Origin of the sequence: Pseudoalteromonas luteoviolacea (genome assembly GCF_021654285.1) — a bacterium.
In the GTDB taxonomy this organism is placed as follows: Bacteria; Pseudomonadota; Gammaproteobacteria; order Enterobacterales; family Alteromonadaceae; genus Pseudoalteromonas; species Pseudoalteromonas luteoviolacea_J.
This window is the reverse complement of the sequence record NZ_JAKFZS010000010.1, coordinates 22779-49738: the sequence shown is the minus strand read 5'-3', so window position 1 is coordinate 49738 and position 26960 is coordinate 22779. Positions and strand designations below refer to the sequence as shown.

General features: G+C 43.4%; 28 protein-coding genes. 17 read left to right on the top strand and 11 right to left on the bottom strand.

The window, feature by feature from the left end:
* Positions 1-43 precede the first annotated feature (43 nt).
* Positions 44-1462 carry an alanine/glycine:cation symporter family protein gene (locus tag L1077_RS11170; RefSeq protein ID WP_237136925.1) on the bottom strand — a complete coding sequence of 473 codons (1419 nt, stop codon included), beginning with the start codon at positions 1460-1462 and terminating at the stop codon, positions 44-46.
* A 202-nt stretch (positions 1463-1664) separates the two neighbouring features.
* Here L1077_RS11170 and L1077_RS11165 point away from each other — a divergent pair, with 202 nt between their 5' ends.
* Positions 1665-2612, top strand: coding sequence for a bile acid:sodium symporter family protein (locus L1077_RS11165; protein ID WP_237136924.1), 948 nt, complete (start codon positions 1665-1667; stop codon positions 2610-2612).
* Here L1077_RS11165 and L1077_RS11160 read toward each other — a convergent pair.
* Positions 2609-3043, bottom strand: a complete 435-nt coding sequence (locus tag L1077_RS11160; RefSeq protein ID WP_237136923.1) for a hypothetical protein — start codon at positions 3041-3043, stop codon at positions 2609-2611. The genes L1077_RS11165 and L1077_RS11160 overlap by 4 nt on opposite strands.
* 67 nt (positions 3044-3110) lie before the next feature.
* Positions 3111-3296 (bottom strand): alternative ribosome-rescue factor A, encoded by a 186-nt coding sequence (locus L1077_RS11155; protein WP_440589544.1) that lies wholly within the window; start codon positions 3294-3296, stop codon positions 3111-3113.
* Positions 3297-3483: 187 nt separating this feature from the next.
* Here L1077_RS11155 and L1077_RS11150 point away from each other — a divergent pair, with 187 nt between their 5' ends.
* The 6 genes from L1077_RS11150 to L1077_RS11125 all read left to right on the top strand — a co-directional run bounded on the left by L1077_RS11150 (position 3484) and on the right by L1077_RS11125 (position 8998).
* Complete coding sequence (locus L1077_RS11150; protein WP_237136922.1) at positions 3484-4440, top strand: alpha/beta fold hydrolase; 957 nt, start codon at positions 3484-3486, stop codon at positions 4438-4440.
* A 240-nt stretch (positions 4441-4680) separates the two neighbouring features.
* A complete protein-coding gene (locus L1077_RS11145; protein ID WP_237136921.1) occupies positions 4681-5589 on the top strand; it encodes a LysR family transcriptional regulator in 909 nt (302 codons plus the stop codon).
* Positions 5590-5655: 66 nt separating this feature from the next.
* Positions 5656-6423, top strand: a complete 768-nt coding sequence (locus tag L1077_RS11140) for a lipoate--protein ligase family protein (RefSeq protein ID WP_237136920.1) — start codon at positions 5656-5658, stop codon at positions 6421-6423.
* Positions 6424-6510: 87 nt separating this feature from the next.
* On the top strand, positions 6511-7218 hold the full coding sequence (locus tag L1077_RS11135) for a hypothetical protein (RefSeq protein ID WP_237136919.1): 708 nt from the start codon (positions 6511-6513) through the stop codon (positions 7216-7218).
* A 213-nt stretch (positions 7219-7431) separates the two neighbouring features.
* Positions 7432-8067, top strand: coding sequence for a protocatechuate 3,4-dioxygenase (locus tag L1077_RS11130; protein ID WP_237136918.1), 636 nt, complete (start codon positions 7432-7434; stop codon positions 8065-8067).
* Positions 8068-8212: 145 nt separating this feature from the next.
* Positions 8213-8998 (top strand): ABC transporter permease, encoded by a 786-nt coding sequence (locus tag L1077_RS11125; protein WP_237136917.1) that lies wholly within the window; start codon positions 8213-8215, stop codon positions 8996-8998.
* 38 nt (positions 8999-9036) lie between these two features.
* On the opposite strand, the gene L1077_RS11120 is transcribed toward L1077_RS11125, so the two are convergent.
* The gene (locus tag L1077_RS11120) at positions 9037-11094 is read right to left on the bottom strand and encodes a S9 family peptidase (RefSeq protein ID WP_237136916.1); all 2058 of its coding nucleotides are present in this window, start codon (positions 11092-11094) and stop codon (positions 9037-9039) included.
* A 330-nt stretch (positions 11095-11424) separates the two neighbouring features.
* On the opposite strand from L1077_RS11120, the gene L1077_RS11115 reads away from it, so the two are divergent.
* Complete coding sequence (locus tag L1077_RS11115) at positions 11425-11631, top strand: hypothetical protein (protein ID WP_063361124.1); 207 nt, start codon at positions 11425-11427, stop codon at positions 11629-11631.
* Positions 11632-11718: 87 nt separating this feature from the next.
* Here L1077_RS11115 and L1077_RS11110 read toward each other — a convergent pair whose 3' ends face one another.
* From L1077_RS11110 to L1077_RS11095, 4 genes are all read right to left on the bottom strand, one after another.
* Positions 11719-12720, bottom strand: coding sequence for a tetratricopeptide repeat protein (locus L1077_RS11110; RefSeq protein ID WP_237136915.1), 1002 nt, complete (start codon positions 12718-12720; stop codon positions 11719-11721).
* 90 nt (positions 12721-12810) lie between these two features.
* Positions 12811-13191 carry a DoxX-like family protein gene (locus L1077_RS11105; RefSeq protein WP_237136914.1) on the bottom strand — a complete coding sequence of 127 codons (381 nt, stop codon included), beginning with the start codon at positions 13189-13191 and terminating at the stop codon, positions 12811-12813.
* An 8-nt stretch (positions 13192-13199) separates the two neighbouring features.
* Positions 13200-13673 (bottom strand): DUF2269 family protein, encoded by a 474-nt coding sequence (locus tag L1077_RS11100; protein ID WP_237136913.1) that lies wholly within the window; start codon positions 13671-13673, stop codon positions 13200-13202.
* A complete protein-coding gene (locus tag L1077_RS11095) occupies positions 13673-14794 on the bottom strand; it encodes a saccharopine dehydrogenase family protein (RefSeq protein ID WP_237136912.1) in 1122 nt (373 codons plus the stop codon). Before L1077_RS11095 ends, L1077_RS11100 begins: the two co-directional genes overlap by 1 nt.
* Positions 14795-15044: 250 nt before the next feature.
* On the opposite strand from L1077_RS11095, the gene L1077_RS11090 reads away from it, so the two are divergent.
* From L1077_RS11090 to L1077_RS11075, 4 genes are all read left to right on the top strand, one after another.
* Positions 15045-15740: a LipL32 family surface lipoprotein gene (locus tag L1077_RS11090; protein ID WP_237136911.1), complete on the top strand. Its 696-nt coding sequence runs from the start codon at positions 15045-15047 to the stop codon at positions 15738-15740.
* Between the two features lie 199 nt (positions 15741-15939).
* The gene (locus L1077_RS11085) at positions 15940-16377 is read left to right on the top strand and encodes a nuclear transport factor 2 family protein (RefSeq protein WP_237136910.1); all 438 of its coding nucleotides are present in this window, start codon (positions 15940-15942) and stop codon (positions 16375-16377) included.
* Between the two features lie 551 nt (positions 16378-16928).
* Positions 16929-18968 carry a bifunctional 2',3'-cyclic-nucleotide 2'-phosphodiesterase/3'-nucleotidase gene (locus L1077_RS11080; protein WP_237136909.1) on the top strand — a complete coding sequence of 680 codons (2040 nt, stop codon included), beginning with the start codon at positions 16929-16931 and terminating at the stop codon, positions 18966-18968.
* A 111-nt stretch (positions 18969-19079) separates the two neighbouring features.
* A complete protein-coding gene (locus tag L1077_RS11075) occupies positions 19080-21257 on the top strand; it encodes a DUF6359 domain-containing protein (RefSeq protein WP_237136908.1) in 2178 nt (725 codons plus the stop codon).
* 66 nt (positions 21258-21323) lie between these two features.
* Here the strand turns inward: L1077_RS11075 and L1077_RS11070 are convergent, their stop codons facing one another.
* Positions 21324-22688: a serine hydrolase domain-containing protein gene (locus L1077_RS11070; RefSeq protein WP_237136907.1), complete on the bottom strand. Its 1365-nt coding sequence runs from the start codon at positions 22686-22688 to the stop codon at positions 21324-21326.
* 169 nt (positions 22689-22857) lie between these two features.
* On the opposite strand from L1077_RS11070, the gene L1077_RS11065 reads away from it, so the two are divergent.
* Complete coding sequence (locus L1077_RS11065; protein ID WP_237136906.1) at positions 22858-23298, top strand: hypothetical protein; 441 nt, start codon at positions 22858-22860, stop codon at positions 23296-23298.
* A gap of 99 nt (positions 23299-23397) precedes the next feature.
* Positions 23398-23796, top strand: coding sequence for an ExbD/TolR family protein (locus L1077_RS11060; RefSeq protein ID WP_237136905.1), 399 nt, complete (start codon positions 23398-23400; stop codon positions 23794-23796).
* A 60-nt stretch (positions 23797-23856) separates the two neighbouring features.
* On the opposite strand, the gene L1077_RS11055 is transcribed toward L1077_RS11060, so the two are convergent.
* A complete protein-coding gene (locus L1077_RS11055) occupies positions 23857-24426 on the bottom strand; it encodes a hypothetical protein (RefSeq protein WP_039611992.1) in 570 nt (189 codons plus the stop codon).
* A gap of 257 nt (positions 24427-24683) precedes the next feature.
* Here L1077_RS11055 and L1077_RS11050 point away from each other — a divergent pair, with 257 nt between their 5' ends.
* The 3 genes from L1077_RS11050 (at position 24684) to L1077_RS11040 (ending at position 26144) form a co-directional block, all read left to right on the top strand.
* Positions 24684-24914 (top strand): helix-turn-helix domain-containing protein, encoded by a 231-nt coding sequence (locus L1077_RS11050; protein ID WP_237136904.1) that lies wholly within the window; start codon positions 24684-24686, stop codon positions 24912-24914.
* A 90-nt stretch (positions 24915-25004) separates the two neighbouring features.
* The gene (locus L1077_RS11045) at positions 25005-25697 is read left to right on the top strand and encodes a tellurite resistance TerB family protein (RefSeq protein WP_237136903.1); all 693 of its coding nucleotides are present in this window, start codon (positions 25005-25007) and stop codon (positions 25695-25697) included.
* A 282-nt stretch (positions 25698-25979) separates the two neighbouring features.
* The gene (locus L1077_RS11040; RefSeq protein ID WP_237136902.1) at positions 25980-26144 is read left to right on the top strand and encodes a hypothetical protein; all 165 of its coding nucleotides are present in this window, start codon (positions 25980-25982) and stop codon (positions 26142-26144) included.
* 47 nt (positions 26145-26191) lie between these two features.
* Here the strand turns inward: L1077_RS11040 and nth are convergent, their stop codons facing one another.
* Positions 26192-26860, bottom strand: coding sequence for an endonuclease III (gene nth, locus L1077_RS11035; protein ID WP_237136901.1), 669 nt, complete (start codon positions 26858-26860; stop codon positions 26192-26194).
* Positions 26861-26960 lie beyond the last annotated feature (100 nt).

Below are 26960 nucleotides of genomic sequence, written 5' to 3'. Positions count from 1 at the left end.
GATTGGTAGCGGCGGCAAGGCTGCCGCTGCTAGCTAACTTGCACTATATACGCTTTTCACTCCAAACCCCGGGCGCAGTGTTACCTTGTATGCTTGCATCCCCTTGGTGGAACTCGGCGTTCACTCCCGCTCGCTTCTTATCCAAATAGTCCTGAGTCAGGCTCTTTATTGTTGGCGTGAGTAACACAATGGCATAGACATTTACCAAAGTCATCAACCCCAAAGACATATCTGCCAAGTTCCATACCTGCTGCAAACTGGCATTTGCTCCCCATACGACCATAGCAAGATAAATACCCGTATAGCTTAACCTACCCAAGGTATTGTCGAGTTTAAAAAAGTGCAGGTTGCTCTCAGCATAAGCATAGTTAGCGACCACAGAAGTGAATGCAAATAACGTAATAGCCAAAGCAATAAAATCATCTCCATACTCGCCAAAATGCACTGCCATCGCTTGCTGTGTCAAACTGATCCCCGCCATCTCTCCAGTCGCACCAACTCCCGCGAGTAATACGATCACAGCAGTGCAGCTGCACAGCACAATGGTGTCCACAAACACGCCTAACATTTGGATATAACCTTGCACAACCGGATGATTTGGGTTGGGCGCAGCCCCCGCTGCTGCATGGGGCACACTGCCAGCACCGGCCTCATTAGAATACATACCGCGTTGGATACCACTTTTGATTGCTGCTCCCAGCGCCCCTGCAGAGGCTTCTGTCAGTCCAAACGCAGACAGCACAATATCAGTAAAAAGCCCAGGTAATAGATTAAGATTGAGAGCACTGATCATGATTGCAGTGAATATAAATGCCGCCCCCATCCAAGGTACTATTATCTCTGCAAAACGGGCTATTCGCTTAAGCCCCCCCAGTACAATAATTCCCGCAACACCTGCTATGACTAGCCCGCTAAGATAAGTTGGTATGGCGAATGTATTGTTCAATGCCTCCGCCATGGTGTTTGCCTGCATCGCACTAAAGCTAGCGCCATAGCCCAAAAATAAGCACAGCGAAAACAACACCGCAAGCCATGTTTTACCCAGTCCAGCTCGAATATAGTAAGCAGGCCCACCACGAAACTCTTTGCGGCTATCTTTTACTTTATAAAGCTGCCCAAGCACACTCTCAGCAAATCCAGTCGCCATCCCAAGTAATGCAATCACCCACATCCAAAAAACGGCCCCACTGCCACCCAAAGAAATGGCCATGGCAACACCTGCCAAGTTCCCAGTCCCCACACGGGCACTTAGTCCTGTACATAAAGCTTGAAATGAACTGATCCCATTGGGGTTTGCACTACCACTACCTTTTGCAAGCGAAAACATATGTTTAAAGCCCGTAAATTGAATAGCACGCAATTTATATGTAAACCAAACACCGGCAAATAGGAGTACATAAATCAGGAGCTGCCCTTTTCCCCACAATAACTGGTTTATGAATGTCACACTCTGCTCGACCATAGAGTTTCCTATCACTGTGAATGCCACCCAATACACATCAAATTTAATGAAGTCGAATGAACATGATTGACTAAGGTTTACTGCTTGTTAACATAACAGTGGGGTGAAAAATATACAAACGCATAAATAGATGCACAGCAACATACTCACTCCACAATTTCGCGATTCAATGATCAAACTAATCAGTCCAAATGAGAGCTCTATGTTAAATCGAGTCATTCAACTTTTCCCTCTATGGGCACTTTTGCTCAGTGCCATCGCCTATATCAACCCAGATTTTTTTACTCCCTTTAAATCTGCCATCATTCCACTGTTAACTGTGATCATGCTCAGCATGGGTTTGACACTCACTTGGTCAGACTTTAGTAACGTGATTAAAACGCCCAAAGCCATCATGCTGGGCGTACTACTGCAATATTTAGTCATGCCCTTAGTGGCCCTGGCCATTGTTTATGCATTTGGGTTAGACGATACAGTGAGCCTTGGCATTATTCTGGTGGGCTGTGTAGCGGGTGGAACGGCAAGTAACGTGATGTGTTTTTTGGCCAAAGGAGACGTTGCTTTATCCATAACGATGACAGCCATCAGCACCTTATTAGGTGTTTTATTCACGCCATTTTTAATCTCATTGTATGCCCAGCAGCTAGTGGATATTCCCATCCAAGCGATGATTGTAAACCTACTAAAAATAGTGCTCGCGCCTGTGATCATTGGTTTATTGATCAATACCTTATTACGAAAGCAAGTAGCAAAAATACACACTGTTTTGCCACTTCTTTCTATGTTGGCCATTGTCTTTATCATCGCCATCATTGTGGCGCTCAATCAAGCACAGCTTTCTTCGGTAGGGCCTGTAATTTTATGTGCAGTTATTTTGCACAACGGTATTGGCTTGTTAAGTGGCTATTGGGCTGCAAGGTGGTGTGGATTTCAAGAAGTCGTCTGTCGAACTATTGCCTTTGAAGTTGGGTTACAGAACTCAGGACTGGCAGTGGCGTTAGCAATGAAGTTTTTCTCACCGGCTGCGGCCATTGCGGGGACTGTTTTTTCAATATGGCATAATATCAGTGGGTCAATACTAGCAAGCTTCTGGAGTAAACAAGCCTTGCCTGACACAACCACATCGGAGCAAATTCAAAGCACAGATTAATCAGCTAGCTGCTCCAGCTTAAGTGCAACATGCGTTGAGACCGCAAACCCCAGTGTGTGGCGGTCTTTTTTCGGTTCACACACTAAGCGATAGTGGTTAGCTGGCTCAAAATTAAAAATCCCTTCCACACTGCCCTTGTATTGATTGTTGGCACAGGACGCCTGAATACGATAAACCCCAGGTGAAATTTGCATGCTATCAAACTTGGCACTGACATAAGGCAGCCGCCCACTGAGCTCCTCACCTTGTTCATTCCAAATGAATTCAATTTTAGCAAGATAATCCTGTGCATACTGACGAGGCCCTTGCTCTAAAACGATGTGTGCTAAACGCGCTTGCTCTATCCCTTTTGGATTATAAGTAAAAGGCGCGGCTTGGCATCCGGTAAGTCCAATAGCGATAATAGTCAGTACACACGTCCTTTTACGCATTTTATCTCCAAAATTTCATGCCATGAATACGATTTAAAAAGCCTTATTTTATGGCTCGCCGCGTGTATTACGCTGCCATAAAATAAGGCTCTTGGCCTTGATGTTTTGCTTTACGACGAAAGCTCCCCTTACCTTTTTTCGCTTTCTCAACTTTGCTCTTAAATACTGGGCTAGTTACCAAAGCTTTTAAGGCATTACCTTTAATCTCGCCACGCTGATGTTCATGGCTATGATGTACTTTTTTATTCATCATTCATCCTATTAATACGGTTGTAAAATAACTATTGATACTAAGAATAACGGCCAATTTCTATGGCCTGATTTGTGCCATAGTCGGCGCTATCAGCATCAAGTATACACCCTTCTAAAACAAATTAGTTCATAGGCATTTGCTATTTTTACGCCTAAACTGCACTCAGGGCTTTTGCAATTATATCACTATGAAATCAATCTCTATCAGCAGCAATATTTCTATTAGCTATCAAGATGAAGGGGATAAAAACAGGCCTGCTATTGTCTTGATCATGGGGCTTGGTGCGCAGATGACACTCTGGCCCGATAAACTCTTTTATGGCTTGGTTGAGCAAGGCTTTAGAGTCGTACGATTCGATAACCGAGATGCCGGCCTCTCAACTCAGTTAGAGCAATATGGTACCCCTAACTTATTTAAAACCTGGGTAAGCGCGCGGTTGCCGATGCGCACTAAAGCCCCCTACACGTTAGAAGAAATGGCCGAAGATACTTTAGCATTAATGAAAGCGTTGAAAATAAAAAAAGCTCATCTTGTCGGTGCCTCCATGGGCGGTATGATTGCACAGATTATCGCCGCTAAGCAGAAGAAAAAGGTGCTTAGCCTTACCTCTATTATGTCTTCCTCTTCCTCTCTAAAATTGACTCAATCCAACCTCAAAGTCTTCTTCCAGCTCGCTAAAATTCGCCCTAACAAACCAAATAGAGATGCCGCAATTCGCTACAATATCCGCCTTAATCAGTTGATCGGCAGCCCAGCTTACCCCCAAGATGAAAAAACACTGAAAAGTCAGGCAATCGATACCGTTGAGCGCGCAAACAACCCCCATGGCTTTCATCGCCAATTTGCCGCAATGGCTGCAAGCGGTAGTCGTCAGGATCTGATGGCCAAAGTTAAGGCACCGACTTTAGTGATACACGGTGAGTCCGACCCCATAATTCCCAGCCTAGAAGGGATGAAAACGGCACAGCAGATCCGGAAATCAAAACTAAAAATCGTCCCAGGAATGGGTCACAACATTCCGCCAGAGTTGGCGCCCAAAATGATCAAGTGGATAACGAAGCACGTGCGTAAAAGTGAGCTTAAACGCGCTAAAAAACAGGCTCAAAAAAAGCAAAAAGCGCATTGGGGATCAGCGCCCTTCTAGCAATAAAAAAAGCCCATTCACGAACGAATGAGCCTCACTGCTTGGGAGCACCTAAATTACGCGAGAGAAAGTTTACTGTACCTGAATACTAGAAAGCTTTTCCGCTAAAGTACTCAAAAAAATGAAAATAAACGCTTTATGGCAGCGCAACTAATTTTGTCTGAACAATATGAACCTGATGCTTTTTTTGTGTAATATGCTTATCACTCAATCCTTATACATACAGCAAATAGGTGGCTCATGCTTAAAGTAACGCTCGAGCAGTGGCGTATGTTTAAAGCCGTCGTCGAGCATGGCGGATTTAACCAAGCTTCGGCTCAAATTCATAAGAGCCAATCAAGTATTCACAACGCCGTGAATAAAATTGAAACCTCTCTTGGCGTAAAGCTATTTCGTGTCGAAGGCCGTAAAACGCTCTTAACGCCTGCCGGTGAATTAATGCTGCGCCGGGTTGACTACCTGTTAGAGGAAGCTTCAAAAGTCGAAACCATTGCAGAGACGCTCGCAGAAGGCATTGAGACTAAACTGCGTATCGCCATCGATGCCATTTTCCCATCGCACTTACTGTATAAGGTGCTTGATAAAGTATCGCAAGAATTCCCATTTCTGCGCATCGAACTTGTCGAGTCTGTACTCAATGGGGCCAATGAGCAGTTGCAAGGTGGCTTAGTTGATATCGCCGTCTCTGCTTTTACCCTTGAAGGTTTATTTAGTGAAGAGTTATGCCAAATTGAATTTATTGCCGTTGCAAGCCCCGAACACACTCTCAATCAAACTGAAAAAGCACTGACCTTAGAAGATTTAAAGTCTCATCGCCAGATTGTCGTGAGGGACTCTGCAGTATCAAAAAGTCATGACTCAGGCTGGCTGCAGGCCTCTCAGCGCTGGACAGTAAGCCATATGCGCACTTCTATTGATATGATAAAAAATGGCTTTGGTTTTGCGTGGCTGCCAGTGCCTTTAATTGCAAAAGAACTGCAAAGTGGTGAGCTTGTCCCACTCAACCTGCAATCGGGTCAGACACGAAAAGTTCAGCTGCATCTCACCTTTGTCGATGGTGATAGCCTAGGCCCAGCAGCCAGGGCGTTTTTAGGTGAATTGCGTTATCAAAGTATGATGATGCCAACGGCAGAGACATCAAACTCATAGTAAATCACCATGCCATAACGGCGTCTATACTAGATAAGGTCACATGATAATTAGGGACAAGTACATATGAATGAAAAAAGACTAGCAACCCAGCTGTATAGCGCCTATTCATGGACTGTCCTTAATGAACCCATTGAAACATCTACTGAGCGCGCATTAGAGCAAGACTCAATACTACTGATGCAAGTTGCTAAAGGCATACAGCCTGCCACAATTAGGTTATGGGAGTGCCCTCAATCACTGATCGTCAGTCGTAAAGAGGCTAAGTTACCGATGTTTAATGATGCCTGCGATACTCTCGCACAATTAGATTGGCCAGTGTCAGTGAGGCAAAGTGGTGGGACTGCCGTCCCTCATGGTCCAGGCATTTTAAACTTCTCTGTAATTTTTGCGCAAACAAAGTCACAGCCTCTGGACTTGGATGCCATTTATATCGCTTTATGTGAGCCCATTCGCAGCGCACTGCGCAGTCTTGGCTTGCAAAGTGAATATGGTGAAACACCTGGCGCGTATTGTGATGGTCGCTTTAATCTCAATATAGATGCATTGAAAGTCACGGGAACTGCGCAGCGAGTCGCTCTATCACCAAAGAATGAACAGGGTTTATACCGCGCTGTTTTGGCACAAGCAATGATCATGATAGAAGCTGATCCTCATGACACAACCGCAATCGTCAATCAATTTTATCAACTTGCAGGTGCTGATAACCGCTACGACCCGCATGCTTCCACCAGTGTCGATAGGCACCTAGCTGGCCACTATCCAAATGGGCAACTCACTGAAGTTTTGAGAAAAGAGATCCTCTTAGCGCTCGAGGAGTTTACAGCGCCTTGATAATTTTATAAGGCACATTCGCCTTTCATCTTCACGTCTATTTCACGCTACGGCCTGCAAAGTAATACGCAAAAAGGAGGCCGTTTTATGTTTCAACAGTTCAGATGTATTGCCATCATTTGCTCACTTATTGTATTCACTAAACCTGCAATGTCTGCATCCAGCGAACATGTTCAGTTAGTGGAGTCTGCACTTGAGCATTTTTCTCAAACCAACAAGCAACACTGGTCTTACACAATTCATAGTATTGAAATTGAAGAAGGTAACAAAACCGAAATTCATGCCAAACACCAGCCCAACAACGCCCCCTATCTGCGCTGGCAACTGCTTCAGCTTAATGGCCAACAGCCATCACCAAAACAAGCCAAAGAGTTTGCACAAAAACGTGAAAATGAAGGCTTTTCGATCAGCATTAAGGAGCTGGTGAAAACGCACTCTCTCACCCTTGTTCAAGAAACCCCCAACAGTATCACCTTAAGCTACCCTGTTGAGCTGGCCGATCTCGGCAGTGATGCCATTGGCAAACTAACCGGTCACATTAAAATTGATAAAAGCAATCAGCACATTGAGCAAATTTCTGTACACAATACAGCCTCATTCAGCCCTGTTGCACTGGCAGAGATCAGCGAGTTTAACCTTGATATGCAATTTATGACGGTAAGTGATACTGTTCTTATACAGCAAACCCAAATGGACATGCGGGGGACATTTTCCTTCTTTATTGACATAGAAGAAACATCCACCATGACCTTTGACAACTACCAATACCGACCACAGTCTTTAAATAAAAAATAAGCTTAAATTTCAAAACACTAAAACTCTATTAAAACTCTATGATTTAAAATAATAGAGAAATACTAAGACGCGGCTGACCTCAGCATCTAATACTCCATTTGCTTTATGCACCCAATTTACATTCAAACGTGACAATGGTCATTACTGGCCAATTGCGCGGGCATGACGTAACGTCTTTAAGGGTGCTTTAACCATCTTGCAGAAGGATTAATAATGACAACACTCAATCGCCGTCACTTTATTCGCAATCTAACGCTCGGTTCACTTGCGGGCCTTGTTGGAACACATGTACAAGCGCGCACCATAACACCAAAAGAGATGGAGGGACCTTACTATCCAATTACGCCACAAAAAGACAAAGATGCTGACTTAACGCAAGTTGCCGGTAAAAAAGGTATAGCAAACGGCACCGTCATAGACATATTTGGCCAAGTGTTCGATGACCAAGGCAATGCCATAGAGGATGTCACCATTGATCTGTGGCAAGCCAACAGCTTTGGAAAATACCATCACCCTCATGACAACAGTGATGCCCCAATTGATGCCCACTTTCAGGCTTGGGCTATTATACAAACCAAAGCAAAAGGGCACTTTCGTTTTAAAACTGTGTTCCCGGGGGCTTACCCGCTCAATGCAGCGCAGCAGAGAACCCCCCATATTCATCTCAAAATATCAAAAAGAGGCTATCACTCGCTGCTTACGCAAATGTATTTTCCCGATCACCCACTCAACCAAAAAGATGGCTTATTCAGACGCAAAACACCTGAAGAGCAAGCCTTAATGACCGCAAAAACCACTGAAATCGCCAATCAATATCGCTACGATATTGTGTTAGCCAAAGTGGTGTAATTTAATACCCTGCAGACTACATAACCAGACAACGCCGATACATATGCCTGTATGACACTTAAAATAAAAGTGTCATACAGGCATGTTAGCGTGAGCGCTCAGTTAATTAATTCCTGTTTTAGGCTCAGACAAAGTAGTTGGCAGTATGCAAAGCGTCATAGATATTCAGTGGTGGCAGTTGGCTCTTTTCAGCCTCACGTTGATCATCCCTTATTACATAAATAGTCACTATCAGCTGGGCTTATTAAAAGAAACCATAGTCAGCCTGAGTAGAATGACATTGCAGCTCATATTAATCGGCCTATACTTGGAGTTACTTTTCGATCTCAACAGTGTTTGGGTAAACCTCGCCTGGATGATGGCCATGGTACTTGTCGGCAGCAGTGCCATTATCAACAAAGTGCCTTTTCCAAAATCTATGATTTTATTTCCTGTGGTGCTTAGCTTAGTTGCGGGGCTCTTGCCGCTAATGGCTATTCTTGCCTTGGGAATTATTCAGCCAGAACCTTTTTACCATGCCCGCTACGTTATCCCTTTAGCCGGTATGCTCCTTGGCAACAGCATTTCTAGCAATATCATCTGCCTACAAAGTTACTTTAGTGCACTGCAAGAACGCTGGCCCGAGTATCAAGCCGCATTGGCGCTGGGCGCATCACCAAGCGATGCGACGAAACCTTTTGTACAGGATGCTTTGACCAAGGCGATGTCACCCATTCTCGCCACGATGGCAACGACGGGACTGGTGACAATTCCAGGTATGATGACAGGTCAAATACTTGGCGGGGCATCGCCTATGGTGGCGATTAAATATCAGCTGATGATTATGTTGGCTATTTTTGTGATGATGAGCATCACCATCACAGTCAGCTTATGGCTAGTTGCCAAACGCAGTGTGTCTGTCGAGGGGAAGCCACAAGTGAGTCTGGCTTAACTAAAATTAGGGCAGTAAAACACTGCCCTAATATATTTTTACTTATCCGCTTTGCGGTATTTTTCAAACCACGCCACAATATGACCCACTTTTTGGATCAAGTTACTTGGCCTTGCAGCAATACCATGGCCCGCTTTGGGAATACGTACCATGGCAGTTTCCACATTACGTAACTGCAATGCTTGATAGTATTGCTCTGTTTCACTCATCGGAGTACGGTAGTCATTCTCACCCGTTAACAACATGGTTGGTGTTTTCACATTACCCACCAGCGACAACGGTGAATGCTTCCATAAATGCTCTGTTGCTTCCCATGGCATGCCCGGCATCCAATATTTCGCATAGTAGTTGTAGGCATCTGCGGTTAAAGCAAAGCTTATCCAGTTAATCACAGGCTTGGCAACCACCGCCGCTTTAAAGCGATCTGTATTACCAATGATCCACGCCGTTAACACACCGCCGCCTGAACCACCTGTGACAAATAAATTATCTTCATCAACAAACTTTTTAGCGACCATACCATCTACAACATCTATCAAGTCATTGTAATCTTTTGATGGGTAATCGTGATGAATTAGATTTGCAAACTCCTGACCATAAGACGTACTGCCTCGTGGATTTGCCCACACCACAACATAGCCCTTAGATGCCATCAGCTGAACTTCTGTACTGTAGTTTGGCCCATATGCCGTGTGTGGTCCGCCATGTATCTCTAAAATCATCGGGTACTTTTTAGTAGCATCAAAATTAGGCGGTAATGCATACCAAGCTTGAATATCACGGCCATCTACAGATGACTTTACAGTGATAGGCTCAACTTTTGCGATATTTTTATGATCTAATAAGTCAGCATTTAAATCTGTTAGCTGAGTGACCTTCTGGCGCTTATCAACCAAGGCCAGATCAGCTGGACGCTCTGTATCACCGGTTGTTACTACCAAGCGACTACTGCCTGCAACGGCAAATTGACCAGATGTGTATGGACGCCCTAAAGACTGCCCACCTAGTTTAGCCAGTTTTTCCGTCACTTTGCCCTTTAAAGTCACGTGACCAACATACTTTTGACCATGGTCATCATAGCTAAAATAAAGCCCGCGCCCTTTTTTATCCCACTGATGTGAGCTAATTGGCCGGTCTAACGACGCGGTTAGGTTAACTGGGTTTTTACCATCTAAATCCATCATGAAAATATCAAAGTTTTGGCTTGATAAATGCTTATTTTCATAGCCTAAATAAGCAATCTTATCTCTTTGATAACTCACTTTTGGGCGATATTCTGGGCCATCCACATCCGTGATTTGTGTGATCTGACGATCGTGAATATCAACTCGATATATGTCTGACTGGCGCGGTTTATTTTGCCAATTATCGTGTCGGTTAGCGTTAAAATAGAGTGATTTACCATCCTCACTCCAAGTGAGGTATGAACGATGATGGAACGCACCTTGCGTTAATTGACGCGGCGTCCCCCCTTCAGCTGGCACAACGTACACATGATGATAACCCGGCTTAACAAAACCGCTGCCATCACGCTTATAAATCATCTCATCGATATAAGTTGCATTCCCAGCCCATTGCGCGCCTTTCGGCTTTTTAGGCATCTCCTTAAACAAGCCACTTTTGCTCTCGGGCTTAAACATGGTAAATGCTATCCACTTACCGTCTGGTGACCAACTTATGTTTCCAACACTTTGATGTACGTTGGTGACACGTGCGGTTTGTCCCGAATCTAACCAGCGTACATATAATTGATTATCTCCTTCGGCATTGGTGATATAAGCGAGTCGCTTGCCATCTGGTGAATATTTGGCACTACGGTACTGGTTTTTACCAGATAAAATCGGCTGATGTGTATTGGTTTTTAAATCCACTTCCCATAAATTTATGCGTGTGCTGTCAGCCATAATATCCATGGCTCTGCGCTCATAAATGACCTTGTAGCCATCAGGGTGTACTTGTGGCGCCGCTGCGTATTCGATATTGAATACATCTTCATACTGCCACGTCTTGTCAGTATTGATATCACTTGCCAGCGCGGGTAAAGCAAGCATTTGAGCGCCAAGCAATGTCAGTGATAGTTTATTGTTATTTTTCATAATCAAGCTCTTAATTTTATACTCACCGCCTGAATACCTAATGTATCCCTCTTAAGGCGATTGTTTTTGTTATGTTATATCAATTTCATCGTCAATTCTAAGATGCCTTAAACTGAACTGCGATTCAAAGCAACTGCGACTAATCACCACCACACCCGATGACTGAGTGTATTTGTGTCATTTCATGGTCACATCATCAACAATTAAACGCTAGCAATCCACATACCAACTAATCTAAAAGTACGATTATCAAAAAATTGCAATTGACTGATATTGGGTAAATTGTGACTCTTATTGCGCAGTACAAAAAACAAACAAAAGGATATAACAATGAAATTAAAATTAAACAAAAAAGGCATTAAGCAACTGAGCCAAAAACAAATTAACTCAGATGCGACAAAACAAGTAGGGGGCGGTGCCATTGAATCTAAAGATTATTGGTGTCAGTCTGGCCAAATGCCATGTTGGACGAATGGGCCATGTATCACAACGCCATACAAGGGCTGTAATACACGTGGCTGGTGTCAAGATTATTAATCTCTAGCCGATTCCCCTGTTAATGAATGCCGCGTTTGCTGTACGGCATTGATAAGTATGTTAACCCAGCTAAAAATAAACATTCAATTACCATTCACAACGCTTTACTTTTTCGAACCAGGGGCGATTAAAACGTTTGATTTTCGACTTATCAATCACTGGGACTGATATATCCATGCCTGAAGTCAAATGCAGCGATACTAAGGCCCTAATTCTATCGTCATCTAATTGCCTAAAGGCATTGATAAGCTGCGCTTTTTCTTCTCGAGATAAAGGCTCTCCATGCATATGTTTAAAGCGGGTATTAAGCCAAAACAATAATGCCTGCTTGGCCTTATTGGGAAAAGCATGTGCCAAGGTTTCAGTCGGGCTATATAGCCTTTGGAAGTTTACCCACTGCTGCTGAACAGCAAAAACAAACAGTAAGTTGATTCCCGCCGATATTTGACCTGAACGCTTATCTATATTTTGATATCCAGCTAACGCAATTCTAAAATGCTGCTCAGCTTGCCCAATATTACCCTCTTCCAACGCTATCATGCCTTGGTTATTCTCTATGATTGCCAGTAAATTTTTCCTATCCGCGATACGTGCAAGCCGCTTCGCTTTGACATATAACGACTTAGCTTTTTCTAACTCATCAAGCTGCCGTGCAAGCAACGCGAGGCTATTAGTTATCGTCAATTTTTGGCGATCATTGATGGCATGCTTGTAAGAACATTCAAGGCTGACTTGCGCATCATTGATATAATGGTTTTTTCGCAGCCAAATACCTGTCGCACTGGTGATAGAAACCAGTTTATCAATAAAATAAGGGTGTTTTTGGTGGTGAAAAATCACCTCTAAAGAATCAATTAGCTGTGTCATATCCCCCGTGGGTACCGACGCTCGCATGGCCGCTATATGCCATCTCAATTGCTGAATATCGGTTAACGAATGCACATGAGGTATCGCGTTGAGCAGCTTTAATGAGCGGGAAGGTTCGACACGCAAGTAATCCTCCGCCTCTTTGATTATCTCATCAAGCGGTGCCGCAACCACTGAACTGGATAACAGTCCAACCAAGATAAACTGAGCAGCTGTTCGCACACCACCTCCTCATTGTTCCGATACTTATAAAATATAGATAGATGGTGGATAATATTCAAAATATCGAATATGCCGAACACATAAATCGCGCTATTTCTCACTTTTAGCGGCAGTGTGGTACACACACATAATCAGTAGGATGATAGGGAAGTTTTTAGTCACAGGACCAAAAGGGTGCAACCAAAATGAAGCATCAATAAGAGTCAAAAGAGCACTGTACACGAGGATCACACTCACCTGCACCAAGCAACATAGTCTGACGTAGCGCCTTGTCAAAATCCACAATCCTAGCGCAACATCCAGTGCGCCACCGCCATACACAGCCGCTTGTGCAACAAGCCCAGTAATATCTGCGCTTGCCAAAATATCAAAGCCAACCTCGGGGGCAAAAAATACCGATGTAAGACCGGTAAACACCCAAACAAACGCCAAGCTATAACTCGCATATAGGTCAAGTTTATGGGCTTTCATTATCATAATCACACGACCGATAAAGGCTTAAATACCATCAAGGCAAGTAATATCAAAATGGCTGCAAACGCAAGAATACCCAATAACGTCCATCGTCGCATCAGTTTTTTAAACTCGGCGGAGATTTCACCTTTTTGCTGCTCGAGCTGTGCCAACGCACGCAAGCGATACTGTATTTTCAACACAGGAAGCCAGCACAAGCCTATGAACGAAAACAGCCCTGCAACCGTTAAAAACCAAGGCGAGTCAAAAGCGTAACCGAGCAAATGCATCAAGTATAGGCCACTGATTATTTGCGTGATCACCGCTGGGGTTGTGAATAGCCAATCTCCTAAAACAACATGCTGCGTTGTCACATAAATTGCTTGAGGATTGTTGGAGCGATTCGCCATAAACATAAAAAAAGCAATGCCCGCGCCTGTCCCCATCACCACTATCGCGGCCAAAATATGAATAAACTTTGCGATAAAGTACGGTTCCATCACTCCTCCACCTGCGTCTTTTGATATATTCCAAACGTTTTAAAATACGGTTCAAATTCAGATAATTCTAACACCCCTGAACAGGGTAGCGCCCCCGTTATATCCAGTGTTTCATTGAGAAGCTTTTTTGCAATAATAATGGTGGAAAGTGTTGGAATATAAGGTCCTTGTCCATTTGGTGCATAGAGACGCCAAGTCACTTTACGCGGTTTTTCACTGTCTGCCAGCCCTGATATAGACACTTCCATGGCACCAATATCACTGCCAAAACGTAAAAAGCAATTACTCAGTTTATCCAGCTGTTTTGCAAGTGGAGACCAATTTTTTACTATGCCCCACTTGGCTAATGCAGCCATACCCACCATGCCCCAATGCAACAATGGCAGCTCCAACCCTGCTTGAAAGCTCACTCGCTCAGCGACCGCATACCGCTTAGGGAAAAGTGCCAAATCTGGCACATCAACATTGGCTAAAAGTCGGCGTTTGGCGATACCTTTAAAGTCATGACTCTTTGCATCCATCCAACCATGGATTGATTGCCACCGCCCCTCTTTAAACGCCTCAAATGGATGACCTGTGTAGGTTAAAATGGCTGCAATTGTCGCCACACCTCTTTGCGCTTGGTTGCCCGGTGCAATGGCAATATCGATACTTTGAATACGCTTGAAAGCAGTTGAGTACTTATCAATGACAGCTGAGGATAACCCAGGCACTGAGCTGGCACCGCTGATAATCAACACCCCTTTAGTGTTCGCAGCCCCATTAAGAGTGCTGATATCACACACATACCGTCTATCATCAGCCAAATCTATGTAATGAGCGCCAGAGGCAATGCACGCTTGCGGCACAGTATAATTCTGACCTTGGTAAGGCCCACTGGTATGGATCACCAGAAAAGGATTCTGGGCAGCAAGTCGTTCGGTAAAGTCATCTGCGTGAATATCCACTTGCCAAGGTTTGAGCACTGCACGTGATTTGTTTTGTAGCTGCGCAATACTTTGCTGTGCCTTAGCCTCGCTTCTTCCTGCTATCAGCAAAGTAATGTCATGATGTGATAATGACTCAGCAATGCGTTTACCAAAATTACCATACCCACCAAGTATAATGGCTACCTTTGACATGATTGCTTCTCCACAACTAAATAGTGCATTGACACATTACGATTCTACCTGCATCAAATCCACTAAGTGATTGGTATGTATCCCTTTTTATTTATATTCAATGTACCTAAAATACCTCTCCGAATAAAGCGTTTAATCACGTAAAATTCCTACACCTTCTCTGTAAGAAAAAAACCACCCAATTCACATTGCAATGCCTTAAAACACAACTATGCTTGCTTTGATTTTAATCAGAACAAGGAGTTATTTAATGACGCTTAAATCCACTGGAAAGGTAATTGCTGTACTTTCTCTCACTACTTTAACTGCATGTATGAGTACTTCATCGTCACCCTATTTAAAAAGCTCTATTTCTGAAGGGGTTGGACCGCTTGAAGTGCGCGCCCCCTACGCCAATTACGTGAATTATTTCGGCTACGTTGATGTCACTGTAAAGCCAGAGGGCGTGTATAAAGGCAAAGATACCTATTACTTATATGCATGGGTGCCAGCAGCAGTAGATGAGATTGGCATTTCAATGCAATCTCCCGTTGAATCAAAACCAACGGAGAAGGACTTTGTTCATACCAACTTTGCACCAGGTATGGAAAAAGACAAAGCAAAGTTTTTCGATACTTACATTGTGTTTGATCGCATGAATATAATCGATAGTAAAAGCATTGCTAAGGGCGGAAAAGTACTGCAACCGCTGGGATACAATGATGACACGCGAGAATTACCCGCTAATCCAAGTGGCGCATACTACAACTCACTGCTAAGACAAACCACAAACTTAAACAACCCTACGGAATCTCTTGTTCGTGGCGTCTACCGCATTTCTTTTACCTCATTCCGCTCACAAGTTGAAGGCTCATTTGAGGCAACCATCGGTACTAATGTACCAGGCGTAAAAATTGCGGCTTCACTTGAGGAGCTTCATCAATTGGTTAATGACGGTAATTTATAACCGCGAAGAAACGATTGGATGACCGCTTTTTGGTCATCCATTTTAAATTTCTCACGCCCCTCTTCTCGTAATTTATCGTTAGACTGCCTATTTTTTGAGCCAGCGCGACTTGTTCCTTGTATATTAACAGCATAGGCTATTAGAGATGCCCCTAAAGCATCATAAGATGATACTAACTATAAAGAAGAAGGATTTATACATGAAAACTGCAACGCGATATTGCTTATTATTCCTCACGCTACTTCATACCTCTATTAGCTGGGCTCAAACCGACGATGAAGTAAAAATCAGAGAAGTTATCCATACCTATTTCCAAGCATTTTCCGAAGCAAAACCGGAAAACTTACACAACGTTTTTTTGCCTAATATGGATATGATAGGTAATGTCAGAGGGAAACCTTGGAAATTTGAAGGCAGTAAATTAGCGGAAGGTTTAAAATCTCGTGAGCCAGAAAAGTTAAAAACAAAAATCTACTTTATTGACATTACTCGTGACTCTGCAATTGCGAAAGTTTATAACGTCAATATTGAAACTGGTATCGCCTATACAGACTATTTATTTTTCCTCGAGGTAGAAGGCAAGTGGAAAATAGCGCACAAAGGTTATACCCGATTTAATGAAAAAGTGAGCAAATAACATATCTATCCTACAAAAGGCAGGTAACTAGATGCGCCTAGCCTGCCCTAGGCAAATGTTTCAATAAAATCATGCATAAACATCACCCATACTTACCCAGCAAATTTATGTGCTTTAAATTGATAAACAGCATTATTCGATTCTAATATTCAGTTAAAAAGGCGCACTTGCGTCAGTTGGATCATTCACTAACGCATTAAAAAACAAGCAGGTTCCACTCCTAATCAAAACCGCCAAAATCTTTGCACAACGCTTGTCATATCGACGACACAAAGCCGCACCAATGCTTAAATAAACAATTTACTCTACCTAATGTAGGTTGAATCAGATAAGCGTAACACCATGAGTATTGAGTTAATTACTAGCGATTGAGAGTATGAAAAAAGTCATAAAAATTAATAAAATAACAAACACCACCTGCACCTAACAGAATATAGGGGACTCTCATCATTTTGTCATAATTTTGGAACCAACTTGCCATTTTTCCTTAGCCTATTTGTCTTTTTCGCTCTCTATAGTAGCGGCACTAAAACCGATAAATGGAAAGGAATATGAAAACAAAATTACTGCCGCTGGCAATTTTATGTGGTGCAAGCTCATTACTCACCGGGTGTTTTGATTCAAATGACAATGATGTTAAAGCACAAGCAAAAACGCCAAATCAAGAAGTGATTGAGGGCACTGCTATCGAGCTGCGCTTACTTGAAACCACAGACTTACATGCCAATGTTTTAAACTTTAACTACTTTTCTGACAGCCAAGATGACAAGGTTGGCTTGGTTAAAACTGCGGCATTAATTCACAAAGCAAGAAATGCAGTACAAAACTCTGTACTGGTAGACAATGGTGACTTAATTCAAGGTAGTCCACTAGGTGACTACATGGCAAAAATTAAAAACCTTCAAGACGGTGAAGTGCATCCTGTTTATAAAGCCATGAATACCTTAGACTATGACGTTGCAAACATTGGTAATCATGAGTTCAATTTTGGTTTAGAGTTTTTACAAGAAGCCATCGATGATGCCAACTTCCCATACATCTCAGCCAACGTCTTTAAATACGATGGCGATGAGGATGAAAGTAACGACGAACCGCTTTTCTCACCCTACCTCATTCAAGATAAAGCATTTGTAGATAATGACGGAAATACGCACACAATAAAGGTCGGTTACATCGGATTTGTACCGCCACAGATCATGCAGTGGGATAAGGCCAACCTTGAAGGTAAAGTTATCGCCAAAGACATCATTGCTATGGCCAATAAATATGTACCAGAAATGAAAGAAAAAGGCGCGGACATTATTATTGCGATTCCACATTCAGGATTGGATACCTCAGCACACACGGATAAAAAAGAAAACGCCAGTTATCATCTATCAAAAGTGGAAGGCATAGATGCAATCATGTTTGGTCACGCTCATGCAAACTTCCCAAGCTCGCGCTACGAGGGGATGGAAGATAAAGGCATCGATTTAAAAAAAGGCACCATCAATGGTGTGGCAGCGGTCATGCCGGGCTTTTGGGGTAATCACTTAGGGGTGATTGATGTCACGTTGACCTATCAAGCAGGTGCTTGGCAAGTGACTGATTCTCAGTCTTCTTTGATGCCGATATTTGAGCAAGATGCTGATAGAAACATCACCGCATTAGTTGATAATGACGCTGATGTTGAAGCCGCTGTGCACCATGAGCACGAAGAAACCCGCACTTGGGTCAACAAGCCTTTTGCAAAAGTGACCAATCAAGTTAATAGCTTCTTTGCGCTGGTCAATGATGATCCTTCAATTCAAATCGTCACCGATGCCCAAGCTTGGTACACGCAAAAAATAGTGCAAGGCACTGAATTAGAAGGCCTGCCAATTCTCTCAGCCGGTGCGCCATTTAGAGCAGGTCGTGGCGGCGCGGACGACTATACCTACATCGCCACAGGTGACATTGCCTATCGTAACGTAGCAGACCTTTATATCTACCCTAACATCCTGAAAGTGCTAAAACTAAACGGCACTCAGGTCAAAGAGTGGCTAGAAATGTCTGCTGGGCAATTTAATCAAATCAACCCAGACTCTGCTGATATGCAGTCTTTAATCAATCCAGACTTCCCGTCTTACAACTTTGATGTTATCGATGGTGTGACCTATCAAATCGACCTCACTCAGCCTGCAAGATACAACAGTAAAGGTGAAAAGGTGTCTGATAGTCAGCGTATTGTGGCGCTATCTTACCAAGATAAGCCCGTTGCTGATGGGCAAGAGTTCCTTGTGGTCACTAATAACTATCGTGCATCCGGCGGCGGCAACTTCCCCGCGATCGGCGCAGATAAAATCGTGGTCGACTCACCTGATGAAAACCGCCAAGTGGTCGCAAACTATATTACGCATCAAAGTGAGGAAAATGATGGCAAAGGTCTTGATCCATCGGCGGATATGAACTGGTCATTCACGGCGATTGAAAACGTCCAGATCCAATTCACAACCTCAAACAGTGACAATGCAAAAGCTTACAGTGAACAGTTTGGTCATATCCAACCAATGGAGAAAACCAATGAAGACGGCTTTGCACTGTACCTATTGAACTTATCTCAAAACCAATAATAAAACCCAGAAAAAGACCCAATTGAGGTATGCCCAAACGCATACCTCTCCTCCTCTACAGCTATTTGGAAGTTGGCTGTAACAACAAACCAAACCAACGGGAATTGAAAAATGACTGTAAATAAACTGACCCTTTCGGTATTGCTCGGTGCAGGCTTGCTTGTACATTCTGGCTTTGCCATGGCAGCCGCCTATGATTGGAATAACACTGCACCAGTTAAAGTACCGAGTGCCGCAAACAATAATGGTAAAACCGTATACTTTGACGTATCCCACGGCGGTGTAGAAGGCAATGCAGACTGGGTTATCGATGGTGCGTTTTCAGATTTTGCAGATGCACTGGTCCAGCAAGGCTACACGGTAAAAGAGTATCGCGGTGTTGACCTAAATAACGATGGCCGTATTCGCTTTTTTGACGACCGCACAGGTAACCAAAACAACGAAGCCATCATTACTTATGACGCAATTAAAGACTCGGACGTCTTTGTACTCGCAGAAACAAACAGACCTTTTACACTTGCTGAGCAGGCTGCGCTTGAGCAATATGTTGCAAGTGGCAAAGGGATCTTTTTCGTCGCCGATCATTATGATGCTGACCGCAATCTCAATACATGGGATGCCACTGAAGTCTTCAATGGTTATAACCGCTCAGATTTAAGCAAATACAACATGGGTGGCGCTTATGGCGATTGGCGTAATCCAAAATCAGCCTATGCTGGTTGGTTAGTCGAAAACTTCGGGATACGTTTTCGCTTCAATGGCGTAGACTACAAGCAAGGTGTCAGTGGTGTAGAGCCAAGCACAGAAACTGAAGGGATCACCCAAGGCGTTGACCCTATTCTTATGGCCGCAGGTGCGACACTTGCTATTGTCGACCCCCAAAAAGCCAAAGGCTTAGTTTATTTTTCAGAAACTGATACACCCGTGAAGTGGCGACATGCCAAAGATGACGGATTATATTTTGGTGGCAAAGCCGAAGGGCCTTATGTCGCGATTGCAAAATCTGGTGCGGGTAAAGCAGCCTTTATTGGCGACTCTTCTCCAATCGAAGATGCCACGCCTAAATATCGTCGCCAAGACAGCGGCAGTACCAAAAAAACCTACCCGGGATGGACAGACCCTGGTCACGCTTCGGTACTGGCAGTCAACATCATAAACTGGCTTGCAACACCTGAAAGCTACCAGTACTTTGATGGACAAAATGGCCATACTAGCGGTTTTGCGACACCGACACCAATGGACCCGCAAGAAATGTCTGATCCAAACAGTGGACAGCCTTGGGGCACCCCAGCAAATGGCTTTAATCCATGGGATACAGATACTTACAAAAACAACTCTTTTAATGCCCCTTATGGCGATGGCCAAACCGATCCAGACCCAGATCCGACGCCAACACCGGGTGATACAGTCTCAGTCAGTGATGCACTCGCTGCGGCGCAAAACACGTCACTGGTTGTCATTGGTAAAGTCACGAATGCTGTCAACGGTATTTATGGTCTAGAGCTGAGCGACCTTAATAATCCCGCTGCGCACATTTATGTGAAATTGGAAAGCAATCAAAGGGCTGATTTTAATCCGCAACTCAACCCGGCCATTTTAAATCAGAACATCATAGTGACAGGTAAACGCAATAGTTACATGGGTGAGCCGGGTATACGCTATGTCACTGATTTACAAATTGCTCCCTCTTTCATGTCCGTTGAACAAGCTTTGGCAACTGCACAAGGTGAGTCAATTGAACTGACAGGACGTGTAAAATCTGGTTTAAACAATATCTATGCACTGGTTTTAGAAGATCTGAACGACCCAAGTTTTACCATTAATATTAAGCTTGAAAGCAGTCAACGTGCAGAATTTAGTCCTGTATTGAACCCAGATATTCTGAATGCAACGCTTGTGATCAAAGGCGTACGCGATAGTTACATGAGTCAACCAGGTGTGCGTCAGGTATCTAGTATTACTCAAGCATCGAGCGACAATGGCAGCAACCCTGATCAAGGCAATGACCTGTCAGTATCTGAGGTCCTTGGAATGAGTAATGGCCAGCCTGTTGTGGTATCAGGCACCATCACGGCCCCCATTAATAATAAGTATGCACTTGAGCTGAGCGACCCGAATAATGCGGGGAATAAGCTATACATCAAACTGGAATCATCTCAGCGTGATACATTTAGTCCATTGTTGAACCTGCAGCTTATTGGCAAAAGCTTAAGAGTTGAGGGCATTAAAAATGACTATATGAGTCACCCCGGCGTGCGCAGTGTCAGTAAGTTAACACTGTTAAATTAATCAGCCGAACATGTGCAAAGGCTACGCAAGCCTTTTGCACATTTAATAAAGCCGTCAATAAACTGCCTAGTGCTTAACTCCTGTGTGAGGTGTTGAAGAAAAATTAATGTACTCGTTGAGTATCAACTGCCCTTCGTTGTCAGTAAACTTGATATACACATTATTACCTTCAAAAAAGAAGCTGTCTGAGGACATCGCCACCAATTCTTGATAATTTTCATTACCTCGATGGAAATACAATTCTCCTTGAGAATACATAACGCCATACGTTGCACCACTTTGCATTGAATACTGCCCTTCAAATGCTTTTAATTGTGCATCATCTAACGTCACTTCTTTAAAACTTGGCATATCGATATCCAGTGCTCTTGCAGTTAAACGCTGGCTCAGCAATTGAGGATTAATATCGGTATTGTTAGCAAGTACCGCTACATAAAGGCCCTCTTCCGGCACGTAAAGCGCATCAGATAAAAAGCCATTAATACCCCCATTGTGGGTGATCACTTGATAGTCACCCAATGTTGATACCGCTATCCCATACCCATATGTCGAAACACGACCATCATTTAACGTCACAGGTGCCAACATCTGCTGATAACTCTCTTTAGAAATCAGCTTCTCATTTGCAAGGGCATGATACCAAGCATTCAAATCAAACACATTAGATGACAAGGCACCTGCTGCATGCGGCCAAGAAGTATCAATATGGATGGTATTTACATAGCCATCTGCAGACATATCGTAACCAGATGCATGGTTTTTAATGATCTGCCGGCCCGCATAATGGCTATTTTTCATACCTAGTTTTTGGAAAATATGTTCGTTTATGAATTCAGCATATGACTGACCGCTCGCCACCTCTATGATCTTACCCAGTAACACATAGCCCGTATTTGAATAGGCCATTTCATCCCCCGGTTGAAACTTCATCGGGTGCTGTGCAAATCGGGTAATGATTTCATCCAAGGTCGCGGGGGCTGTGGCCTCTTTGAGCATTAAATCATGATCCTCGGTGTAATTTGCAATCCCCGAGGTATGAGTTAGTAACTGCTCTATGGTCACGACATGACCTTCCGTTGGGAAATCAGGGATATACTTGTGAATGTCATCATACACAGATAATTTGCCGCGTTCGTGTAAAATCATAATGGCCGCAGCAGTGAACTGTTTAGTGATAGAACCAATTTTAAATACACTTTTCGCTTTTAAAGGCACATTTAACTCTAAATTAGCGCGCCCTATAGCCTTTTTAAACAGCACTTCACCATCTTGGCTAACAAGTGCTGCGGCACCAGGTTCATTTTTACTTAACTCACTACGCATGACTTTAAGGTATTCTTTTTTGGGTGTGTCTACATCACTCGCTATCACATCTGCAGCAGTTAAAGAAAAAGTGGCGGCGAGTACAGTAACAATCATCGAAAGTTTCATCTTGCTATCCTTGTTGGTTGGTAGTCACAGCTATTGAAACATCGGACGCATGACAAAGCTGTCTAATAAACGTTCACTATTGTGACAAAGTTTATAAAACTGTCAGTAAATACATGGCATCAACCCTGCTTAATTTTTACACTCTACGAAAGCAAAGGATACGCAAGCCATGAATGTAAACAGTACACACCATACTTTTTATGCGCCACACACCCCATCAAGCAAGCCCTCTGACGTTGAGGTACCACAAAGCACCATGCAATCGGCTTCAACACAAGTGCAAATCAGCGATAATGCAAAACATGCCCAAGAAAAGTGGCAATCTATTGCCAATCAATACGATGTGCACAATATTTCAGACGCTGAAGCTGGGGCTATGTCTCGCGAGTTATTCGATTCAGGCTTTATCAATACCACACAAATGATGATACTCATGGCGCCTTCTTCAATGGACGGCTCGAAGCTGAAAAAGCATGACCTGCTCAATGATATGAAGCATACCTTCAAGCTTTCAAATGCCCTAGGAGGCCACACACAGGCATCAAAAAACGCTCACGCCAGTGCCATTAATATTCTTGAGCGTCTCGATGAGACAAAACATAATGGCTAGCGTGTCGCATTTTAATTGCTGGTGATTTCACCCCTTTTTGGACGCTGTGTCGTTTTACCCATACTAAATAGCCATGTTTAATGACGTAAGGTGACAATAATGAAGAAAAAATATCAGCCCAAAGCTCCCGCTAATTCGGATGTAGACATGAACCCAATGCTCGATATTGTGTTTATTTTACTTATCTTTTTTATCGTGACTGCCAGCTTTCAAAAAGCCCATGTACTTGATATTAATAAGCCCGCGAAATCAAATCAGGCATTAAACCAATCAGTCGTACCACAGTTTCGTATTGACCAGCAAAATCGTATTTATTTAAATCACAAGCGCATTGAAGTTGATGCCATCGCGGTCAATATTGCTCGACTTGCTGCACAAGGGGAGATCACCTCTATCAGTTTAAAGGCGCATGAGCAAAGTGAGCACAACACATTGGTGAGCGTATTAAATGCGATCAAATCACAAACCTCAACGCCAGTGTCTCTGGCCAGCTCATAGAATAGATGGAGAAGATAATGGCCAAAGTGTCGCATCACCTAACACCTTGGCCGTGCAAAATTAAGGGTTGATATGATGCAGCTCGGTATCAACCAATTTGCCTTCAAAATTACGGTGCGCATCAATTCGCGCGAAGAAAGCCTGCGCATTCGGCGTTACTGGGATAACGACTGAGTAAAACGCAAAGTTTAATCCTGCCACCACTTGCTGCTGTGCGGCTAAAATCATGTAGTTCACGCCAACTAACGACTCAATTTGCTCAGCAGCACTTTTCTCAGCATCAGTGAAGTTTTCACGCAGTGCAACTGAATCAAAAGAACCAATCGGCGGCACTAATACTGGCTCGCTGAATGTGCGATCTGACAATTGAGTAAAGTGCTCACCTTGTTGATTAACAACAATCAGCTCTAAGCGATTTACTTTAGGCACATTTGGCGCAACCACAGGTGAAACAAAGCAGTAAAACGCAAAGTTTTTACCATTAACCACTTGAGACTGTGCTGCCAACGGCTTTATTTCGACACCATCACGTTTATTAATATGCTCAAATGCATTGATGTACTCTTTATCAAAATCCTGTGCTAAAACGATTGGACCAAAACCACCTAAAATACGATTTGCTTCAGACATTGTTTTATCCTTTTATGTCATAGATGAATGGGTGCTCCAGTCTGTGGAGCGACTTTAGATGCGACCTAGTCTAGGCGTAATGAGTTGGTTTTTTGGCATCAGTTTAGTATCACTTTGGTATCAGATAAAAAGCGTAAATTTAACGCAACTTTTGCGCTTTATGTGTACACCAAAACGCACACCCATTCAGTGCGAGGGCATTGGCGAAAGTCATCGGTCATTGCTAGGCTTTAAAACCCTACTCAAGGAGTCAAATAATGGATGGCAGAGTGACGCTGGATTGTAAAATCCTTAAGCAACTGAGACGAAATATGGGACTGAGTCAGGAGAAACTGGCTTGCGCCTGCCAAGAGCAAGCCCTATGCGTCTCCATCGCAACACTAAAACGCGCTGAATGCGGCTGTAAAGTTTACCACCGCACCGCCAGAGAGCTTGCCCGTTTTTATCAAATCCCCGTAAAAGAGCTACTGTATGAGCAAACCAACTAATTCAATTTGAATCGATTTGTAACAAATTGAGTGTTCTCAAACTGATGACTTTGCCCTACTCTAGAAACATAAGAGCAAATGGAGAACGCGATGAAAGATTTACAAAAATTGGTCAGTGGTTTAAACAAATCAGGCGCATTGAGTGGCTTACTGGGCGGCGTTGCTGGCGGTGGCGTAAGTAGCTTATTAAGCAGTAAAAAAGGAAAAAAAACGGGTAAAAAAGCCGTAAAATATGGCGCGCTTGCAGCTGTAGGCGGACTCGCTTGGAAAGCTTACAAGCAATATAGCGAACAAAATGAAGTAGCTGCACAAAAGCGAGATAGCGCAGCCTTTGATAAAGCCATGGCAACACGCTCACAACCAGCGCGTCACTTCGATTTTAAACCTGCCACCATACAAGAGCACAGCTTCGAACAGGTTGTCGAAGATGAAAGTGGCTCTGGGCAACTCTTACTTATGCGGGCCATGATAGCAGCAGCTTATGCAGATGGGCACATAGATGACAATGAGCGCCAGAAAATATTTGCCCAAGTTGAAACCATGACGCTCAGCGTGCAAGAAAAAGCCATGTTATTTGATGAATTAAGACAACCCATGAGTCTCTCTGAGCTGGTGCAAGCAGTGCCTAATGCACAAACAGGCATTGAAGTTTATGCTGCTAGTGCCAGTGCCATCGATCTGCAACAAACGATTTCACAGCAATATTTGCAAACTCTGGCGAATCAGCTTTGCATCCCTAAGGAGTTAGTGCACTCTATCCATCAACAGCTTGCAACCATTTAAAGTACTAATTTAGAGAATGTAAAGTATCTTAATCAGCCATAAATAGGCGTGATCCCATGGTATAAAATTACTCACTGTAACCTGCTTTTGGTCACGCCTAAACACGACTTAATTAATCATTGATTATATTAACCCCAACCCTCTCGAGCTAGGCATTTCTCAACCAAACCAATTTGATACAAGCCATACTTCTGCTGGCTTACTATTAAAAAAACTCAATTGATAACTTCAGAGGCCTTCCGTAAAGATAGTATGTAATTTAACCATGCGAAGGAAATAGCAATGAAAATGAAACTAAATAAAAAGTCTATCAAGGTATTGAGAACTAGCGTTATCCGTACTGAACAAACCAAGCAAATTGGCGGCGGTAAATATGAAGTACAAGCTACCTACATGGAATGCTATTCAAGAGGTCCGGTCAAATGCACGTCAATGCCATGTGTATAAGCGTATAATGTGCTTTGGGCTGCATGCCCAAAGCCAAAACACAAACATTAAGGCTTTTTAACCAATTTAGGTCGCTTGCGATTAGGATAGCAAGTCGTACACATTGGGCAAACCGTACCGTCACAGCCTCTGGCTGTACAAAATTCTCGGCCATAGTAAATAAACTGCAAATGCAGATCATTCCAGCATTCTTTAGGAAACAGTCGCTTTAAATCTTTTTCTGTTTGCGCCACGTTTTTACCATTGGTCAATCCCCAGCGCTGGGCTAAGCGATGAATGTGGGTATCCACAGGGAAAGCGGGGACACCAAATGCCTGCGCCATCACCACCCCTGCCGTTTTATGCCCAACCCCAGGTAGCGTTTCCAATGCATCCATATCTTCGGGCACAATGCCATCATAGTCTGCAACTAAGATTTCAGAAAGCTTTTTGATGGCTTTCGATTTTTGCGGCGATAAACCACACGGACGGATGATCTGCTTAATATCTTCAACCGATTGCTTGGCCATATCAAAGGGGTTATCTGCCAATTGCCATAGCGATGGCGTCACCTGATTCACGCGCTCATCAGTACATTGCGCAGAGAGTAAAACGGCCACTAGCAAGGTATAAGGGTCTTTATGATCCAGAGGAATAGGAGGCTTTGGATAACGTGCTTGTAAATCTGCCAAGATATACGCTACGCGCTCCGCTTTTAGTAAGTTTTTTTCCGGCACAAATATTAACCTAAAGTACTTTCTTCATTGCTGTGTGCCTAATTTACACTGACGCCCAATAGACGTCAGCATAAAACCGTTAATTAATCCCAAATGGTAT

Excerpts from the sequence above, each read along its gene's own strand:
- L1077_RS11170 (WP_237136925.1), bottom strand. The coding sequence starts at position 1,462 with ATGGTCGAGCAGAGTGTGACATTCATAAACCAGTTATTGTGGGGAAAA.
- L1077_RS11165 (WP_237136924.1), top strand. The coding sequence starts at position 1,665 with ATGTTAAATCGAGTCATTCAACTTTTCCCTCTATGGGCACTTTTGCTC.
- L1077_RS11160 (WP_237136923.1), bottom strand. The coding sequence starts at position 3,043 with ATGCGTAAAAGGACGTGTGTACTGACTATTATCGCTATTGGACTTACC.
- L1077_RS11155 (WP_440589544.1), bottom strand. The coding sequence starts at position 3,296 with ATGATGAATAAAAAAGTACATCATAGCCATGAACATCAGCGTGGCGAG.
- L1077_RS11150 (WP_237136922.1), top strand. The coding sequence starts at position 3,484 with ATGAAATCAATCTCTATCAGCAGCAATATTTCTATTAGCTATCAAGAT.
- L1077_RS11145 (WP_237136921.1), top strand. The coding sequence starts at position 4,681 with ATGCTTAAAGTAACGCTCGAGCAGTGGCGTATGTTTAAAGCCGTCGTC.
- L1077_RS11140 (WP_237136920.1), top strand. The coding sequence starts at position 5,656 with ATGAATGAAAAAAGACTAGCAACCCAGCTGTATAGCGCCTATTCATGG.
- L1077_RS11135 (WP_237136919.1), top strand. The coding sequence starts at position 6,511 with ATGTTTCAACAGTTCAGATGTATTGCCATCATTTGCTCACTTATTGTA.
- L1077_RS11130 (WP_237136918.1), top strand. The coding sequence starts at position 7,432 with ATGACAACACTCAATCGCCGTCACTTTATTCGCAATCTAACGCTCGGT.
- L1077_RS11125 (WP_237136917.1), top strand. The coding sequence starts at position 8,213 with ATGCAAAGCGTCATAGATATTCAGTGGTGGCAGTTGGCTCTTTTCAGC.
- L1077_RS11120 (WP_237136916.1), bottom strand. The coding sequence starts at position 11,094 with ATGAAAAATAACAATAAACTATCACTGACATTGCTTGGCGCTCAAATG.
- L1077_RS11115 (WP_063361124.1), top strand. The coding sequence starts at position 11,425 with ATGAAATTAAAATTAAACAAAAAAGGCATTAAGCAACTGAGCCAAAAA.
- L1077_RS11105 (WP_237136914.1), bottom strand. The coding sequence starts at position 13,191 with ATGAAAGCCCATAAACTTGACCTATATGCGAGTTATAGCTTGGCGTTT.
- L1077_RS11100 (WP_237136913.1), bottom strand. The coding sequence starts at position 13,673 with ATGGAACCGTACTTTATCGCAAAGTTTATTCATATTTTGGCCGCGATA.
- L1077_RS11095 (WP_237136912.1), bottom strand. The coding sequence starts at position 14,794 with ATGTCAAAGGTAGCCATTATACTTGGTGGGTATGGTAATTTTGGTAAA.
- L1077_RS11090 (WP_237136911.1), top strand. The coding sequence starts at position 15,045 with ATGACGCTTAAATCCACTGGAAAGGTAATTGCTGTACTTTCTCTCACT.
- L1077_RS11085 (WP_237136910.1), top strand. The coding sequence starts at position 15,940 with ATGAAAACTGCAACGCGATATTGCTTATTATTCCTCACGCTACTTCAT.
- L1077_RS11080 (WP_237136909.1), top strand. The coding sequence starts at position 16,929 with ATGAAAACAAAATTACTGCCGCTGGCAATTTTATGTGGTGCAAGCTCA.
- L1077_RS11075 (WP_237136908.1), top strand. The coding sequence starts at position 19,080 with ATGACTGTAAATAAACTGACCCTTTCGGTATTGCTCGGTGCAGGCTTG.
- L1077_RS11070 (WP_237136907.1), bottom strand. The coding sequence starts at position 22,688 with ATGAAACTTTCGATGATTGTTACTGTACTCGCCGCCACTTTTTCTTTA.
- L1077_RS11065 (WP_237136906.1), top strand. The coding sequence starts at position 22,858 with ATGAATGTAAACAGTACACACCATACTTTTTATGCGCCACACACCCCA.
- L1077_RS11060 (WP_237136905.1), top strand. The coding sequence starts at position 23,398 with ATGAAGAAAAAATATCAGCCCAAAGCTCCCGCTAATTCGGATGTAGAC.
- L1077_RS11055 (WP_039611992.1), bottom strand. The coding sequence starts at position 24,426 with ATGTCTGAAGCAAATCGTATTTTAGGTGGTTTTGGTCCAATCGTTTTA.
- L1077_RS11050 (WP_237136904.1), top strand. The coding sequence starts at position 24,684 with ATGGATGGCAGAGTGACGCTGGATTGTAAAATCCTTAAGCAACTGAGA.
- L1077_RS11045 (WP_237136903.1), top strand. The coding sequence starts at position 25,005 with ATGAAAGATTTACAAAAATTGGTCAGTGGTTTAAACAAATCAGGCGCA.
- L1077_RS11040 (WP_237136902.1), top strand. The coding sequence starts at position 25,980 with ATGAAAATGAAACTAAATAAAAAGTCTATCAAGGTATTGAGAACTAGC.